General features: G+C 32.8%; 13 protein-coding genes. 9 read left to right on the plus strand and 4 right to left on the minus strand.

Annotation, left to right across the window (positions count from 1 at the left end; translation table 11 throughout):
• Complete coding sequence (locus MTP08_RS08730; protein ID WP_243575654.1) at positions 1-1338, plus strand: UDP-N-acetylmuramate--L-alanine ligase; 1338 nt, start codon at positions 1-3, stop codon at positions 1336-1338.
• Positions 1339-1511: 173 nt separating this feature from the next.
• Here MTP08_RS08730 and aceA read toward each other — a convergent pair whose 3' ends face one another.
• Both aceA and aceB read right to left on the minus strand, forming a co-directional pair.
• Positions 1512-2792 (minus strand): isocitrate lyase, encoded by a 1281-nt coding sequence (aceA, locus tag MTP08_RS08735; RefSeq protein ID WP_243575655.1) that lies wholly within the window; start codon positions 2790-2792, stop codon positions 1512-1514.
• A 47-nt stretch (positions 2793-2839) separates the two neighbouring features.
• The gene (gene aceB / locus MTP08_RS08740) at positions 2840-4414 is read right to left on the minus strand and encodes a malate synthase A (protein ID WP_243575656.1); all 1575 of its coding nucleotides are present in this window, start codon (positions 4412-4414) and stop codon (positions 2840-2842) included.
• Between the two features lie 126 nt (positions 4415-4540).
• On the opposite strand from aceB, the gene MTP08_RS08745 reads away from it, so the two are divergent.
• The 3 genes from MTP08_RS08745 to MTP08_RS08755 all read left to right on the plus strand — a co-directional run bounded on the left by MTP08_RS08745 (position 4541) and on the right by MTP08_RS08755 (position 9963).
• Entirely contained in the window at positions 4541-6022 is a 1482-nt protein-coding gene (locus MTP08_RS08745) for a helix-turn-helix domain-containing protein (RefSeq protein WP_243575657.1), read from the plus strand.
• 103 nt (positions 6023-6125) lie between these two features.
• Positions 6126-8531 (plus strand): erythromycin esterase family protein, encoded by a 2406-nt coding sequence (locus MTP08_RS08750; protein WP_243575658.1) that lies wholly within the window; start codon positions 6126-6128, stop codon positions 8529-8531.
• A gap of 28 nt (positions 8532-8559) precedes the next feature.
• Positions 8560-9963 carry a DHA2 family efflux MFS transporter permease subunit gene (locus tag MTP08_RS08755; RefSeq protein WP_243575659.1) on the plus strand — a complete coding sequence of 468 codons (1404 nt, stop codon included), beginning with the start codon at positions 8560-8562 and terminating at the stop codon, positions 9961-9963.
• A gap of 117 nt (positions 9964-10080) precedes the next feature.
• On the opposite strand, the gene MTP08_RS08760 is transcribed toward MTP08_RS08755, so the two are convergent.
• The gene (locus tag MTP08_RS08760) at positions 10081-10518 is read right to left on the minus strand and encodes a hypothetical protein (protein WP_243575660.1); all 438 of its coding nucleotides are present in this window, start codon (positions 10516-10518) and stop codon (positions 10081-10083) included.
• A 148-nt stretch (positions 10519-10666) separates the two neighbouring features.
• Between MTP08_RS08760 and MTP08_RS08765 the strand changes: the two genes are divergently transcribed.
• From MTP08_RS08765 to MTP08_RS08780, 4 genes are all read left to right on the plus strand, one after another.
• Complete coding sequence (locus MTP08_RS08765) at positions 10667-11371, plus strand: class I SAM-dependent methyltransferase (RefSeq protein WP_243575661.1); 705 nt, start codon at positions 10667-10669, stop codon at positions 11369-11371.
• Between the two features lie 201 nt (positions 11372-11572).
• Positions 11573-12124, plus strand: a complete 552-nt coding sequence (locus MTP08_RS08770) for a ferritin (protein ID WP_243575662.1) — start codon at positions 11573-11575, stop codon at positions 12122-12124.
• 256 nt (positions 12125-12380) lie between these two features.
• Positions 12381-13472 carry a redox-regulated ATPase YchF gene (gene ychF / locus MTP08_RS08775; protein ID WP_243575663.1) on the plus strand — a complete coding sequence of 364 codons (1092 nt, stop codon included), beginning with the start codon at positions 12381-12383 and terminating at the stop codon, positions 13470-13472.
• 86 nt (positions 13473-13558) lie between these two features.
• Positions 13559-14656, plus strand: a complete 1098-nt coding sequence (locus MTP08_RS08780; RefSeq protein WP_243575664.1) for a hypothetical protein — start codon at positions 13559-13561, stop codon at positions 14654-14656.
• Positions 14657-14957: 301 nt separating this feature from the next.
• Here the strand turns inward: MTP08_RS08780 and MTP08_RS08785 are convergent, their stop codons facing one another.
• Complete coding sequence (locus tag MTP08_RS08785) at positions 14958-16106, minus strand: methionine aminotransferase (protein ID WP_243575665.1); 1149 nt, start codon at positions 16104-16106, stop codon at positions 14958-14960.
• 249 nt (positions 16107-16355) lie between these two features.
• On the opposite strand from MTP08_RS08785, the gene MTP08_RS08790 reads away from it, so the two are divergent.
• Positions 16356-18239, plus strand: a complete 1884-nt coding sequence (locus MTP08_RS08790; RefSeq protein WP_243575666.1) for a DNA topoisomerase IV subunit B — start codon at positions 16356-16358, stop codon at positions 18237-18239.
• Positions 18240-18250: the final 11 nt, after the last annotated feature.

Raw genomic sequence — 18250 nt, forward strand, 5'->3', positions numbered from 1 at the left:
TTGAGAACGCATTTCATTGCTATCGGCGGAAGCGCCATGCACAATCTCGCGATTGCTTTAAAAGATAAAGGTTATATAGTTACAGGATCAGACGATGCTATTTTCGAACCATCCAGATCAAGACTGCAAAAAAAAGAAATCTTACCTGAAGAATTAGGATGGTTTCCCGAAAAAATAACTTCAGATATTGATGCAGTGATTCTTGGAATGCACGCTCATCAGGATAATCCGGAATTGGCAAAAGCAAAAGAATTAGGTTTAAAAATCTATTCTTATCCAGAATTTTTGTACGAACAGTCTAAAGAAAAAACCAGAGTTGTTATTGCCGGATCTCATGGGAAAACAACCATTACATCTATGATTCTTCACGTACTGAATTTCCACCAAAAAGATGTAGACTTTATGGTTGGAGCTCAGCTAGAAGGATTCGACTGTATGGTAAAACTTACAGAAGATAATGATTTTATGGTTTTAGAAGGTGACGAATACCTTTCATCTCCCATAGATTTACGCTCCAAATTTCTTTTATACCAACCTAACATTGCTCTGTTAAGTGGAATTGCATGGGATCACATTAATGTTTTTAAAACTTTTGATGATTATATAGAACAATTCCGAAAATTTGTTGCTAGCATTACTCCGGGTGGTGTTCTTGTTTATAATGAAGAAGATAAAGAAGTAGTGAAAGTGGTAGAAAGTGCCGATAATTATTTCAGAAAAATACCATACAAAACGCCAGAATACGAAATTGCAAACGGTAAAGTTCTCCTTAAAACTGAAATGGGAGACGTTCCGCTTTCTGTTTTCGGAGCCCATAATTTATTGAATCTGGAAGGTGCAAGACATATTTGCCATACTTTAGGAATTATGGATGAAGACTTTTATGAGGCGATTATGAGCTTTAAAGGTGCATCTAAACGTTTGGAGAAAATAGAAAGAGAAGACAAAGGCATTTTATATAAAGACTTTGCACACGCTCCCAGCAAAGTAAAAGCTGCTGTAAAAGCTTTTTGTGAGCAGTTTAAAAACCAAAAAAAATATGGTTTTCTGGAGCTTCACACTTATTCGAGCTTAAATCCTGTTTTCTTAGAACAGTATGACCACGCAATGGACGGATTGGATGAAGCAATAGTTTTTTATTCTGAAGATGCTTTAAAAATTAAACGTATGGAGCCTATTTCTCCGGATTTAATTAAAGAAATGTTTAAAAAAGATGATTTAAAAGTTTTCACGAATGCTGAAGATTTACATCATTATTGGGATACTTTAGATAAAACTCAGGGTGTTTATATGATGATGAGTTCAGGGAACTTTGGCGGATTAGATTTAACTCACTAATTTTCTGGATTTTTTGAATTTTCTGTACAAATTTCAATTTTTTTTAAAATAAAAAGAGACTGTTTCATTTTTGAAACAGCCTCTGCTAACAATAAATCTACTATAATAAGGAGTGAATTTTAATAATCACTTACTCGCTTAAATCAATTTAAACCATCCATTAAAGGAAATTTTCAATGAAATTGAGCTGTTTCGGTAGAATCTTTCATAGCAACTGTTGCTGAAGATCCGTTGGTAACAATATTCTGTACCTCATCAAAATAACCCGTTCCCACAAACGATTGGTGTTTAACCGCTCTGAAGCCCTGCTTCTGTAAAGCAAATTCCCTTTCCTGTAACTGAGAATATCCTGCCATTCCTCGTTCTTTGTATGCCAAAGCCAATTCGAACATTGCTGTATTGAGTGCATGGAAACCTGCCAAAGTAATAAACTGGAATTTATAGCCCATTTTAGCCAATTCTTCTCTGAAAGTTAGCATTTCACTTTCGCTAAGTTTTGCTGCCCAGTTAAAAGATGGAGAACAGTTATATGCCAACATTTTCCCAGGAAATTTCGCATGAATACCTTCTGCAAACCTTCTTGCCTGTTCCAAATCCGGGTTAGATGTTTCCATCCAGATAAGATCTGCATATGGTGCGTAAGACAAACCTCTGTCAATCCCCTGTTCTACTCCATTTTTCACTACATAAAAACCTTCACTGGTTCTTTCACCGGTAACAAATTTTTTATCTCTGTCATCAATATCCGAAGTTAAAAGATCTGCCGCATCGGCATCGGTTCTGGCAATAATAACACTAGGAACACCCAAAACATCTGCCGCCAAACGTGCCGCGATCAGTTTATTAATAGCTTCTTGAGTAGGAACCAGAACTTTCCCTCCCAAATGCCCACATTTTTTTGCTGAAGAAAGCTGATCTTCAAAATGAACTGCGGCCGCACCTGCTTCTATCATTTGTTTCATTAATTCATAAGCATTGAGATTTCCGCCGAAACCCGCTTCTGCATCGGCAATGATCGGAACTAAATATTCTTTTTCTCCTGCACCATTTACCGATTGTATTTGGTCTGCTCTCAATAAAGCATTATTGATTTTTTTAACCACAGAAGGCACAGAATTCGCCGGATACAAGGATTGGTCAGGATACATTTCACCGGATAAATTGGCATCTGCTGCAACTTGCCATCCGGAAAGATAAATTGCTTCTAAACCCGCATCTACTTCTTGTACCGCCTGATTTCCTGTTAAAGCTCCTAAACCGGCAACAAAATCCTGATTATTCAATTTTTGCCAGAATTTTTTAGACATTTCTGTGGCAATGGTATAGTCTAATGTATATGAACCACGAAGTTTAAGAACATCTTCTGCAGTATAAGGTCTTTTAATACCGTTCCAACGCGGATTTTCTAGCCAGTCTTTTTCTAATTCCTGAATTTTTTCTTGCTTTGTTTTCATAATATTTGAGATTAAATTATTTATTTTCTGAATTTTTACATGAAATTTTAAATAAACGGATAGGCTTTTAAGGTTAAAAACTCTTCAAATTTTTCATTGAGAATTAGTTCGTTGAAAAGTTCTTTAGCCAAGGAAAATTTTCCATTTTTAAAACGATTTTCACCTACATATTGCTCGATGCGTTCGATTTCTTCAAATTCCCATTGCAAAATCATTTCGCGAGTCAGTTTTCTTCCATCATTCAAAACGGCATTATTTTTTAACCATTGCCAAATTTGTGTACGCGATATTTCTGCTGTCGCTGCATCTTCCATAAGGTTATAAAGAGCAGCCGCACCAATTCCCATAAGCCAGGATTCTATATAAAGAATACCAACATTAATGTTTTTTCTAACCCCTTTTTCAGTGATTTCCCCTTGCGGAATTTCCAAAAGCTCTTTTTCGGTTATTTGATAATCAAATTTTTTATCAATTTGATTTTTTGTTGGCATAAAACGGTCGAAAACATCTTTAGCAACAGAAACCAAAGCGGGATGGGCAACCCAAGTGCCGTCATGACCATTTTTCACCTCATGCTCTTTATCCTGTTTTACTTTTCCGAATGCCAAACTGTTGGCTTCATAGTCGTTTTTAATAGGAATCTGAGCCGCCATTCCACCAATTGCGTGTACATTTCTTTTGTGGCAAATCTCAATTACCCTTTTCGAGTAAGCACTCATAAAAGGAGATTTCATAGTAACCTGATCTCTATCCGGAACTAAAAACTGAGGCAGATTTCTAAATTTTTTAATGTATGAAAATATGTAATCCCATCTTCCGCAATTTAAACCTGAACTATGTTCTTTCAATTCAAATAAAATCTCATCAATCTGAAAAGAAGCAGTAATAGTTTCTACTAAAACAGTTGCTTTAATACTTCCCTGTGGAATATTAAGATAATTCTGGGCAAAAACAAAAACATCGTTCCACCATCTTGCCTCTTTGTAATGCTCGAGTTTTGGAAGATAAAAATATGCACCGCTGCCATTTTGGATAAGTTTTTTGGCATTTCTGAAAAAATAAATTCCAAAATCTATTAATGAAGCCGAAGCCAAACTTCCATTTATTTCGATATGCTTTTCAGAAAGATGCAAACCTCTCGGACGAACCAGTAGAACCGCAGTTTTTTCATTAAGTCCGTAAGATTTCCCATTCTCATTCGTGAAATCTATTTTTTTGTTGACAGCATCAGTAAGATTAATTTGTCCTTCCATGCAATTTTCCCACGTTGGAGCATTGCTGTCCTCAAAATCTGCCATAAAAGTAGAAGATCCTGAATTTAAAGCATTGATAATCATCTTCCTGTTCACAGGTCCTGTTATTTCTACTCTTCTATCCAACAAATCTTCAGGAATCGGAGCACAAACCCAATCTCCGTTTCTGATATCTTCTGTTTCAGATAGAAATTTCGGAAGTACTCCTTTGTCGAAATCCTCTTGCATTTTTCTTCTTTCTTCTAAAAGTTCTAATCTTTTATTGTTGAAATTTTGGTGTAATTCAACTAAGAAATCGACAAGATTTGGTGTAAAAATCTCTTTAAACTGCTGTTCCGATTGTATTTTAATTAAAGACTTAGTTTCCATAAGAAGTGGCTTTTGTAATTTTAATATTGCAAACATAAATAAAAACTTTCACAATTAGCGAACTTTCGCTAAATTTTATATAATATTTTTTTGTGAAAAAATGCTTTTAATGCTTATTTTTGAAAAATGAACGCAGAAAGTGACTATATAAAAACGGTTTTTGGACTAAAACTAAAACAACAAAGACAGAAAAACAGCTGGTCTTTACAGGATCTTTCTGTAAAAACAGGTCTTTCAAAATCTTATCTCAATGAAATAGAAAACGGAAAAAAATATCCCAAACACGATAAAATAATCCTGCTTTCTGAAGCAATACAATGTACTTTTGATGATTTGGTTTCTACAAAACTGGATAAAAACCTTACACCATTCAGCGAGATTCTGCAGTCGGATTTTTTCAAGGAAATTCCACTAGAGCTTTTTGGCATCAATAAAAATAATCTTATAAGCATTATAAGCGATGCACCCAAAAAAGTAACCGCTTTCATTAATGCATTAATAGAAATTTCGCAGAATTACAACCTTGGGAAAGAAAGATTTTACTTTGCGGTTCTTCGTTCATTTCAAGAATTGTACGATAATTATTTTCCGGAAATTGAAGAAAAAGCAATAATTTTCGCAGAAGAAAACACTATTACAATAGGAAAAAGCTTGCAAAGTGATACTTTAGAAAAAATTCTTACAGAAAAATTAGGATATCAGATTCAATCTGAAAATTTCGAGCAATATGGTACTTTGGGAAATCTCCGTTCTCTTTATATTCCCGAAAAAAAATTACTTCTTCTAAACAACAAGTTAGAACCAGATCAAAAAACTTTTATTTTCGCTAAAGAAATAGGATTTAATGTTTTGGATCTTAAAAATCGCCCAAATACTTATTCCTGGCTGGATTTTGGAAGTTTTGAAGAAATTCTCAATAACTATTATGCTTCCTATTTTGCAGGAGCTTTATTGATTTCGAAAACAGAAATTATTGACAAAACCTCTGATTTTTTTCTTCAAAATGAATGGAAACCCAATGGTTTTGAAGAATTAATTGAAAATTTCACACATTCTCCTGAAACTTTTTATTACAGATTAACCAATATTCTCTCTTCAGAACTTGGGATTAAAGATTTGTTTTATCTCTGTCTTGTAAAGAAGAAAAATACAGATAAAATACAGATTTTAAAAGAGTTACACCTCAACCATCAACAAGCGCCCCACGCAAATGCCACCAACGAACATTATTGCAGACGTTGGATTGCCGTGAAAAATCTTCAACATCTTAAAGAAAATGAAATTTTAACAGACGCACAAATTTCACATTATAAAGATCTTGGTTTTAGTTATCTGGTTATTTCAACATCGCAGAAGAATCCGTTTTCTGATGGAAGCAACAGAAGTTATTGCTTAGGAATTTTACTGAATACCCAAACCATTAAGAAAATTAATTTTATAAAATCTCCTACTCTTAAAACAGTAGACGTTGGAGTTACATGCGAATCTTGCAGTATTTCTAATTGTGAAGTAAGGCAGGCTCCTCCTATTCGTCTGGAAAAAGATCACTTTAACCAAAACATGAAGAATGCCATAAATAAAATTAGAAAAGATTGTATGGGAAAGTAAAAGATGTGTAAATATGGTATTCAATTTATAAAAATGAAGTTTTTAAATACAATAAATCAAAAGTTGAAGAGTTAATAATAAGTGCCTTTTAAAAACATAATTAATGAAAAACATTTTACTCCTGATCTGTTGTACATGCTTCATATTGATAAAAACACAGGTAATTTCTCAGCACCCATATATATTACTTGGAGAACCCACTCACGGTGATGGAGCAGTTTTTGACGAAAAGGTAAAAATCATCAAGCAATTATCAAAAGACCACAACTTCAAAACCATTTTATTTGAAGCAGGATTTTATGACAATTTCAAAGCATGGGAATTGTATAAAATAAATGGTGACATTAATATATACAACAGCAGTATTTTTAAAATATGGTCTGAAACCAAGGCTTTTCAAGAGCTAATTTCATATATTAAACAAAATCCTGAAATAAAAATCTTAGGCATAGACTGTCAGGAAGGACAACTTTTTGAACAATACTATTTAGAAGATTTAAAAAACACCCTCAGTAAGAACAAAATTAATATATCGGAGGACGAACTTCAGATGATAGACAAAATCATTATTAATAAAGATTTAGAAAATCTAAAAAATGATGAAGATGAAAAATCAAAATACAATTCTGTATGCCAAAAAATTCTTTCGGCATTCGCTTCGTTACAAAATAAAGATTATAAAACAAAAGTTATAGAACAGTCTTTTAAAAGTTCTAAAGCAGAAGTAGATTATACTTTAAGACAATTAAATAAGGAATTTTTTGCAGTACAAAATCCAAGAGATTTGCAGATGGCAGAGAATTTTATATTTCTTCAAAAAGAGCTTAAAAATGAAAAACTCATATTATGGGCAGCAAATTATCATATTGCGAATAACTTAAAGGATTTTAAACTGACTGATATTTCTGTTGATTATATTAAAAATTTCCAAACACAAGAAAAGCAACTAACCGGACACAACGAAGAATCATTAGAAGATAAAATTAACCAGATTAACGAAATAAAAGAAAGTATTACTCTTGGTAAAATTCTTAAGGATTATTATAAAGATCAACTCTATGCTTTAGCATTTACATCTTACGAAGGCAACTATTCTGGTTTTCATGAAATGGCAACACCAATACTCACTCCTCCAGAAAACAGTTTGGAATCTGATCTTTTCATAAAAAAGAGTGAACCTATTCTTATCAATTTAAAAATCTATCCTAAAGAAGAATTCTACACTTCAGCCTTCGGATATCTGCCAATCTTAATGAAATGGAAAAATGTCTTTGACGGTATTTATTACATTCCTAAAATGTATCCTCCAGAAATTATTTCATATCGAGAAAACATCAAAAAAACGCTAAAAGCTGAAGATAAGAGGAAAATTACCGGCAAATTATTAGATGAAAAAACTCAAAATCCAATCAAATACGGTAATATATATTTTAAATCTTCCAATAGAAGTGTTGTAACCAATGATAATGGCGATTTTAGTATAACTTCACCACTATCCCCAGATTATATGATTGTTTCGGCAATTGGCTATAAGAATGACTCTGTGAGAATTACCGGACAAAATAAAATAACCATTAGCCTTAAATCTTCTGGTGAGAAAATATCTGATATTGATGAATTAGTTTTAAAAAATAAAAAAGCCTTATCCGCATCTGAAATTCTTGAGAAAGCAAGAGATAATATTGAAAAAAATTACATTCAGACTCCATATAATCAAAAATTTTATGTGAGTACGGAAAGATATAACGATAAAAATGTTCTTAAATATCAGGAACAAGCATTGGTAGAACTTTTTAATTCAGGAGGAATGAACAGTTCCAACAATGCAGAAAAGGGCATTTTCGGAGAAATACTTCAATATAAAAACTCCTCAGAAATACCTGTTAAACAAAATTGGGACACAGGAATTGGAAATCTTTGGGTACAAATTAACAGAGATATTATTCTCAGCAAAGCCAATGTTCTTTACAGAAGCAATTCTTATGACTTAACAACTAAAAAACTGATTGAATACGATGGTAAGAAAGTTTATAAGATAGATTTTGTCAACAATTCTCCCGGAAGTTATTCCACTGGTTACGGATATCCCGCTCCGGAAAGCTCAAAAGGTACCATCTACATTGAAAATAAAACTTTCGCAGTAGTTCGTTACGAGCATTGCATCGTAAGAAAAGTGAGCCAAAATAAGTATATGAAGTACCCAGTTCAGAGTTTTCACAAAATCATAGAAACTTATAAAGAAATTAACGGCAAATATTTTTTGAATTTTTATAAGCAAATCAATAAAAGTAATTTTTTGAACGAAGATAAAATTGTAGGAAGCAACTACGAAAATTTTTATCTAATGTCTGAAGATGTAAAAACGAATGAATTAACAGAATACAAACGCCCTCTAATTAAACTGAAGCCAGATTTTGAAGCAAAAACTGATGAAAAGTTTTGGGAAACATCTAATTTTTATATCGAAGATCAAAATTTTAGGTTTGAAAATTGCAGCTTTGAGGATTAAAAATCCGAAAGAATAATTTTTAATTAAAATGCACGCTAAATCCACTCCAAGACAGACTATAAAAAAAATTCTGCCATTAATATTAGCAACCGCTATCTTTATGCAGATGCTGGATTCTACTATTCTAAATACATCATTGCCTTCTATAGCAAAAGATTTAGAAGAATCTCCGCTGAATATGCAGAATGCAATTATAAGCTATGTTCTTACTTTAGCACTGTTTATGCCGGTAAGTGGATTTTTAGCAGATCGGTTTGGTACCAGAAAAGTTTTTGTTTTTTCACTCATTATTTTTAGTTTGGGCTCCATTTTTTGTGCGATTTCGCAAAACCTGACACAATTGGTTATAGCAAGAGTTATTCAGGGAGTTGGAGGAAGCTTAATGACACCGGTCGGAAAACTTGCACTTATAAAAACATTCGACAGAAACGAACTCCTTAAAGCAATGAATTTCGCAATTGTTCCGGCATTAATAGGCCCTGTTCTCGGTCCTTTGGTAGGCGGTTACATTGTAGATTGTCTTTCTTGGCATTGGATTTTCCTCATCAACATTCCTTTTGGTATCTTAGGAATTGTTTTAGGATTAAAGTTTATGCCTAATTACAATTCTAAATCTACAGATTTTGATTTGAAAGGATTTTTGATATTTGCAGCAGCTTCTCTGCTTTTATCTATCTCTCTTGAACTTTTTGGAGAATCTAAAAACATAACACCGGTTCTCATTGTCTTTATTCTTGGATTTTTGTTTTTGTATTACTATTACAGACATGCTAAAAAAGGAGAAAACCCAATATTTCCTTTAAGCCTTTTTCAGGTAAGAACATTTCGGGTAGGAATTGTAGGAAATCTTGCCACAAGATTAGGGATTAGTTCTATTCCGCTCTTGCTCCCGCTCATGATTCAGGTGGCTTATCACCAAACTGCAGTGGTTTCTGGATGGATTGTTGCACCAATGGCATTAACTGCCATGTTCGGAAAATCTTCTGTAATAAAAATTCTCAATAAATTCGGTTACAAACGTACACTTATGGTAAATACGATTGTAATCGGAATTTTAATTTGTTGTTTGGCAATCCCGAATATCCACAGTTCAATTTACTGGTTTGTTCCTATAATTGCAGTGATGGGATTTTTCAATTCTATACAATTTACGTCCATGAATACAATTTCGATTGCAGATCTAAGAAACTTCCAGACAAGCAGCGGAAATTCACTTTTATCTGTTAATCAACAGCTTGCCGTAGGATTCGGAATTGCATTTGGCTTAATTGTTCTCAAAATTTATGAAAACAATACCGAGCTTATTCATCACGAAGTCCATCAAGCATTTAGATTTACATTTCTTACTGTAGGAATACTAACCATACTTTCCTCACTTGTTTTCAGAAGATTGCATATTTATGATGGTAAAAACATGAAGTCTCAAGATTAAGCAAAAAAAGTTTTTTATCATTAAACCGAAATTTTCAGTAACGCTTTTGTCTTTAATAATTGAATTTTATATTTTTTATACTTACTTTTCATTAAAAGCAGAGGTAAATTATATTATTTAAAAGTGACTTCCTGTAGTACTGATGAAAAACCAAATCAGCATCAAAATATAAAACGAAATTATAATTAAGGTAAGAATTCCTATAAATTTATAATGAGCTTTTAAATATTCAAAAGAACATCTCAATGCTGCCTGATTGTTGTTTTTCAGAGCAAGTTTCATATTCGATGAAAATTTGTACAGATAATTTATCGGGATAAAATAAAATCCGGCAACGATTAAATAAATAAGACCTGCCGCAAAACCTCCAAACATAGGTCCGAATTTTAAGCCCATGAGCATCATTCCCAATGATATAATGACAAAAAAACCAATTCCTATAAAACCAAGAATGGATAAAAATGAAGTCCATTTTACTGTTTCCGTTAAAAATTCTTTGCTAATACGATCTATTTTCAGTTCTTCAAACTTGTCGAAATGTGATTTTGTTTCCATGTGAAATTTTGTGCAAAATAGTAAAAAATTCATGATTCTATTGGATTAATAATCCAATCGAGAAATATACTTTAAGATGATAAAAGTAAGTATTTGTAGAATGGTTCAAAAATAAATAACAGTATCTTTGTGGATATATAATTTACAGATGAAAGACTTAATGGGACAGGCAATTTCAGATTATTTCCACAACAAAAATCCTGAAGATCTGCAGACCGAAACTTCTATTTCCGAACTCGATGAACTTCCGGTAAGTTATCTTTTCAGAGATTTTGAAGAGATGAATAGTATTGAGAAAAAAGCCCTTACTTTATCCTCAGGTAAAGTGTTAGATATTGGTGCTGGTGCGGGTTCTCACTCTCTTTATCTTCAGAATGAAAGAAATTTGGATGTTACTGCACTGGATATTTCACCAAAATCTATTGAAGTTTGCCAATTAAGAGGAATAAGAAAAACTGTCAATCAAAATATGCTGGAATTTTCAGGAGAAACTTTTGATACGATTCTTCTTTTGATGAACGGCACAGGAATTTTTCAGAGTTTAATTGTAATTGATATTTACCTCAAAAAACTATATTCTCTTTTAAATGAAAACGGACAAATTTTAATCGACAGTACAGATATTATTTATATGTTTGATGCTGATGAAGATGGCGGGGTTTATATTCCGGCGGAAGGATATTATGGCGAAATAGATTACATTGTACACTATAAAGCTGATACTGAAGATCCAATAAAATGGCTTTATTTAGACTTTAATACTCTTAAAAATGCTGTAGAAAATAATGGTTTCAAAATAGAAAAGATGATTACTGAAGAGAATTCTTATCTGGCGAGAATCACAAAAAGGTAATTACAATACTTATTGATTGTTTTTTTACAATGTATAATTCTAAATTATTAAATGAATTTATTTTAGATTGACTATAAATTACAGGTGTAAATAATTGAAAATCACCACATTGTAATTGATACGAGTTTCGGTTTTTATAAAAACACTTTCTGGGAATCATTTTTGTATTTTGATTACTAATTAAATCAAAAATATACAATTATGAACACCAACAGACTTTCATCTGCGATGGAAAAAGCTCTAAGCGACCAGATGAATAAAGAAATTCACGCCTCACACATATTTTTATCCTACGGAATTTGGGCAGATGATAAAGGATATCAAGGAATTGCCAATTTTCTTTACCGCCATTCGCAGGAAGAGAGAAATCACTCGATAAAATTTATGGAATATGTATTGAATCGTGGTGGAAAACCAAAAGTAGAAGCAATACCTGCTCCGCCAAACGACCCAAAGTCTCTTACAGAATGTTTTGATAATGTTTTTAAACATGAAGTAGATAATACAACCTCTATTTATAAGATTGTTGATATGGCGTTAGGTGAAAAAGATTGGGCTACATGGAATTTCATGCAATGGTTTGTTCAGGAACAGATTGAAGAAGAAACATTGGCTCAAAACCTAATAGATAAATTGAAAATTGCGGGTGGCGACAGAGCTACTGATGAATCTTTATTCACCTTAGATAAAACCCTTGCCAATGCACCGAATGATGTGCCTTTAGCACAGGAAGCTACCGGAGATAATCCGTAAAAATTCAAACATAATAATAATTAAAATCTGTCAATTTTTTCGACAGATTTTTTTGTGTTCATTTAAAAAGGATATAAAATAAAAACAGGAAATCAATTTGAAAATAAATATACTTATAGATTTGAAATAAGGTTAATTATATTATCTTTGCACGCTGAAAGTAAAAGCTAATTAGCGAAAACTTTTTAATCATCAAACTTTGAAATCGCTGTTATAAACCAAACGGTTAATAATGCAATAAAAATATAATTTCGTTATGAAATGTGGAATCGTAGGCTTACCAAATGTAGGTAAATCAACTCTTTTTAACTGCTTAAGCAATGCTAAAGCACAGTCGGCAAATTATCCTTTCTGTACCATAGAACCCAATTTGGGAACAGTTTCAGTTCCGGATCAGAGGTTATTCGAACTCGAAAAATTGGTAAATCCTGAAAGAGTGCTTCCTGCTGTTGTAGAAATTGTAGACATTGCAGGTCTTGTAAAAGGGGCAAGTAAAGGAGAAGGTCTTGGAAACCAGTTTCTTGCCAATATTCGTGAGTGTGAGGCGATTATTCATGTTTTAAGATGTTTTGATAACGGAAATATTGTGCATGTTGAAGGTTCTGTTAATCCTTTAAGAGATAAAGAAATTATTGATATTGAACTTCAGCTAAAAGATTTGGAAACAGTAGGAAAAGCTGTTGAAAAAGCTAAAAAATTCATCAAATCTGGGAAGAAAGAAGATATTTTAACGTATGAAACGCTTCAGGCGTTGCAAAAGCATTTGGAAGATGGTAAAAATGCAAGAGAATTTGTGGTCAACGATTTAACAAAATCTATTATCGGAGATGTGCAGCTTCTTACCAACAAACCGGTTCTTTATGTATGTAATGTAGACGAAAATTCGATTAAAAACGGGAACGATTGGGTTCCTAAAATCGAAGAAATGGCAAAAAATGAAGGTGCTGAAATTGTTGTTTTAGCAGCTCAGATTGAAGCAGACATCAACGAGTTGGAAACTTTCGAAGAAAGAGAGATTTTTCTTGATGAGCTTGGTCTTACAGAGCCGGGTGTAAACCGTTTAATTAGAAAAGCTTACGATTTACTGAAACTTCAAACTTATTTTACAGCGGGGGTTAAAGAAGTGAGAGCCTGGACAATCGGACAAGGTTGGACTGCCCCTCAAGCAGCCGGAGTGATCCATACAGATTTCGAAAAAGGTTTTATCCGTGCAGAAGTTATCAAGTTTAATGATTTTGTTACTTACGGATCAGAATCTAAAGTGAAGGAAGCAGGAAAGCTTTCTGTTGAAGGCAAGGAATACATCGTTCAGGATGGTGATATTATGCACTTCAGATTTAATGTTTAAAATATTAAAAGTTAGTTATATAATATTTTTTAAAACGCTTCCATGAATTTGGAAGCGTTTTTTCACTATCTTAGAAAAAAGCTATTATGAGATATTTATTTTTATTATTTTTGATTTTTTCGTGTTCAAAAACTGTGGAAGACAGATGTTTTGAATCGTCTGATAGCTTAACGAAGCATTTAAAAAATGATGAAGATTTAATCATTGATAGCCATGATATGCAAATGCAGGAATATGATGTGAAACGGATTATAGCAGAAAAACCGGATTATTTACAGATTGTTAATCTCAGAGAGTTTAGAAGTTTTAAAAAAGATAGTATAGAATTGAACTCAGAAGAGATTATGGAAAAGAAATGGAAAGAATATGATTCTGAATTTAAAATTTTTAATGATAAATTTTCAAAACAATTCACTTTTTCTAATCAACAAAAAATAGATAATATACTGTATGCTTTTGGCAGAAATCAACTTGGATTTTGGCTTTGTAAGATTGAAAACGAAAAGCCTTCTGCTTATTTTTTAGGATTAAGTTTCAGTCATTATTATATTAACGAAGTGCAGGAAAAACCAATTATTAATAATGGTTTTTTAGAGATTGAGGGAAGTTTTGTTAAAATCATAAAAGTTCCTGGCTTACCCGGTTATGATGATTATTCTGCAATTGAAGATGGTAAATTATTTAAAATAAAATTAGATGATTTAATAAAAGATTCTGATAGTGATGGATATAATGATATTTTCGAAAATAGTTTTGGTTTAAACCCTCATAATAAAGATTCAGATGGTGATGGAACGGATGATTTTAATGATTTGAATCCGATGTTTAAATCTGAAAACAATAAGTTTACGCAACTTTATGAAATGTTATTGCCTGATTACGGGACTGAAAATCTTCGAGATAATAATTACTTTTTTCAAGTTTTTATCAGTGACTGCGATTATTTTCATCAAATAAAACCTAAATACCATGTTCTGTTTGTTTCTGAAGATTTAAAATTACAGCCAAAGTATGTGAAAATTACTGATGTTTCCAGTTATGGAATCGATAAAATCAGGAGAAATAAAAGTAACCCTAATGTTTTTTATATAAAGCAATGGGGAAGCAGTAGCATGACAGATTATTCTGCAGAATATAAAGATGGTCAATGGATTTTGAAAATTGGTGGAGGATATATAATTTAACTCATTTTTCATAAATTCCTATATTTGAATTATACAAATTCCACATCCTGGAAAAACTAGCTCAAGCTTCTCTGGAAGATTTTTATTTAAAGCATTCTCCAATTTTTTGTGTTACCAAAAATGACTTAGGAATTGGAGGTGTTAAGAAAATTCTTCTGTTCGAAGTGAGACGAAAATTCGAAAGTAAAAACAATTGAGAATCGCGCAAGTTTAGAATTTTTAGAGACTAAAATTTATTTTTAGCCGACAGTTCCAGTCTTGAATTTTGTTTCTTTTGTTTCAAGACAAAAGAAAAATTACTTTAAAGTTTCGCTAAATTTTCAATCGCTTTTTCCAAAGTTTCAGTTTTCTTGGCAAAGCATAACCTTATTACATTTTCATTCATTTTATCCTGATAAAAAGAAGAAAAAGGTATCGTAGCAACTTTATGCTGAATGGTTAATTCCTGAGCAAAGTCGAAATCATTTTTATCGGAGATTTTATCATATTTCAAAGCCTGAAAATACGTTCCCTCGCAGTCGAGCAGTTCAAATGAAGTTTGGCGAAGACCTTCTCTTAAAAAATCTCGCTTTTCCTGAAAAAAATTGCTGAGGTAGAGATAATTACTATCATCTTTCATATAATCTGCCAATGCGAGTTGCAATGGAGTGTTTACACAAAAAACATTGAACTGATGCACTTTTCTGAACTCTTCAGTAAGAGCCTTCGGAGCCGCACAATATCCTATTTTCCATCCGGTGATATGAAAAAGTTTACCGAAAGATGCAATAAGAAAGCTTCTTTCTTTAAGTTCGGGATATTTGCAGATGCTTAAATGTTTTTTCTCATCAAAAACTATATTTTCGTAGACTTCATCGCTCAAAATAAATATCGAGGTTCCTTTTACAATTTTAATAAGTTCCTGCATATCTTCTTCACGCAATATCTTTCCTGAAGGATTGTTTGGATTATTAAGAATGATAAGTTTTGTTTTTTCGGTAACCAAATTTTTCACGATATTCCAATCTATTTCATAGTTCGGAGCCTTCATTTTAAATCTCTTTACTTTTCCTCCGAATAATTCTACGGTAGGTTCGTAGCAGTCGTATGCAGGTTCAAAAATAATCACTTCATCGCCTTCTTTTACCAAAGTTGCAATGGTTGTGAAAATTGCTTGGGTTCCGCCTGCGGTAATCGTGATTTCGGTTTCAGGATGATATATAGCTTGATGAGAATTTTCTATTTTTTCGGCAATCCGCTCTTTAAGAGGTAACATTCCACCCAACGGAGCGTATTGGTTAAATCCTTTTTTCATATACTCATCTGCTAAAGCAATAAGTTGAGCATCTGCGGGGAAATCGGGAAATCCCTGAGATAAATTGATGGCTTGATGCTCATTCGCAAGCTGAGTCATCTGGCTGAAAATAGTTGTCCCGACATTCGGAAGTTTAGATTTAGGAAGCTGTATCATTGGTGAATTTCAGTTTAACTTACTAAAATAAAGTATTTTCGTTAGTTTTTAGTGAAAAATCAACAAAAAAACAGACAAAATTGGTTCGGTAAGCAGAATAGTAAAAGTATAATTTGGTTATATCCCATATTCCACAGGCTTTATGTGAAATTTGATGTTGATTTAAAGTGAAAAAGAATAGAAAAACATGCTTTAAAATTCGTATTTTTTTGTTCTTATTCGTATTTTTGTCTGTTTACTGATTTTTATATGTCACAAGATTTACAACCCAACTATTCCGAAGAAAATATCAGAACCCTCGATTGGCAGGAACACATTCGTCTCCGTCCCGGTATGTATATCGGTAAACTGGGAGATGGATCTTCTGCAGATGACGGTATTTATATTTTGCTGAAAGAAATTCTGGATAATTCTATTGATGAATTCAGAATGAAAGCAGGAAAAAGAATCGAAATTAAAGTAGATGAGGGTAAGGTTTTAATTCGGGATTTTGGTCGTGGAATTCCTTTGGGAAAAGTGGTAGACGCTGTGTCTAAAATGAATACCGGTGGTAAATACGACAGTAAGGCATTCAAAAAATCGGTGGGTCTTAATGGAGTGGGAACAAAAGCGGTAAATGCATTGTCTGATTATTTTCGTGTACGTTCGTTCCGTGATGGTAAAATGAAAGTAGCGGAGTTTTCCCGAGGTCTTATTACTGAAGAATTTCCTGAAAAAGAAACCTCAGACAGAAACGGTACAGAGATTTCTTTTACTCCGGATGCTGAAATTTTTGTTCATTACAAATTCAGAAAAGAGTATATCGAAAGAATGCTCCGAAATTATGCCTATCTTAATCCAGGACTGAAAATTATCTTCAACGGCGAGACATTTTTTTCTGAAAACGGTCTAAAAGATTTGCTTGATGAAGAGCTGGAAAATGAAACACTTTATCCCATTATTCATTTAAAAGACAGCGATATTGAAGTAGCGATAACCCATACCGATAAATCTCAGACAGAAACGTATTTTTCTTTTGTAAACGGACAGAATACAACGCAGGGAGGAACACATTTGAATGCTTTTAGAGAGGCTTTTGTAAAGACTATTAGAGAATTTTTCAACAAAAACTTTGATGCATCCGATGTTAGAAAATCTATTGTTGCTGCCATTTCAATTAACGTAGAAGAACCCGTATTCGAATCTCAGACGAAAACAAAATTGGGTTCTAACGATATAGGTCCTAATGGTCCCACTGTCCGAACTTTTATTATTGATTTTCTAAAAAGCCAGTTAGATAATTTTTTACATAAAAATCCGGAGATTGCAGAAGCCATTCAAAGAAAAATTTTAATTTCCGAAAGAGAAAGAAAAGAACTTTCGGGAATTCAGAAACTGGCTAGAGAAAGAGCTAAAAAAGTTTCGCTACACAACAAAAAATTAAGGGACTGCAGACAGCATTACAACGATCAGAAAGCAGAAAGAAAAGGAGAAACTCAGATTTTTATTACCGAGGGAGATTCTGCATCAGGTTCAATCACAAAATCTAGAGATGTAGAAACTCAGGCAGTTTTTTCATTAAAAGGAAAACCTTTAAACTGCTATGGTTTAACCAAAAAAGTGGTTTATGAAAATGAAGAGTTCAACTTGCTTCAGGCAGCCTTAAATATCGAAGAAAGTCTTGAAGATTTAAGATATAATCAGGTAATTATTGCAACAGATGCCGATGTAGACGGAATGCACATTAGATTGTTGATGATAACATTCTTTCTTCAGTTTTTTCCTGATGTTATTAAAAACGGACATTTATATATTCTTCAGACTCCTTTGTTCCGGGTGAGAAATAAAAAAGAAACCAGATACTGTTACACAGAACAGGAAAGAATAAAGGCTCTGAATGAACTTGGGAAAAACCCTGAAATTACGAGATTTAAAGGTTTGGGAGAGATTTCTCCGGATGAGTTTAAGCACTTTATCGCTAAAGATATCAGATTAGAGCCGGTAGTGATCGGAAAAGACCAGACAATAGACCAGCTTCTTGAGTTTTATATGGGGAAAAATACTCCCGACAGACAGGTTTTTATCCTCGAAAATCTGGTGGTTGAGGATCCTGATATAGATAAAAAGGAAATCTTGGATGAAATAGAAATATAAAAAACACACAA

The organism is Chryseobacterium oryzae (assembly GCF_022811665.1).
GTDB lineage: Bacteria > Bacteroidota > Bacteroidia > Flavobacteriales > Weeksellaceae > Chryseobacterium > Chryseobacterium oryzae.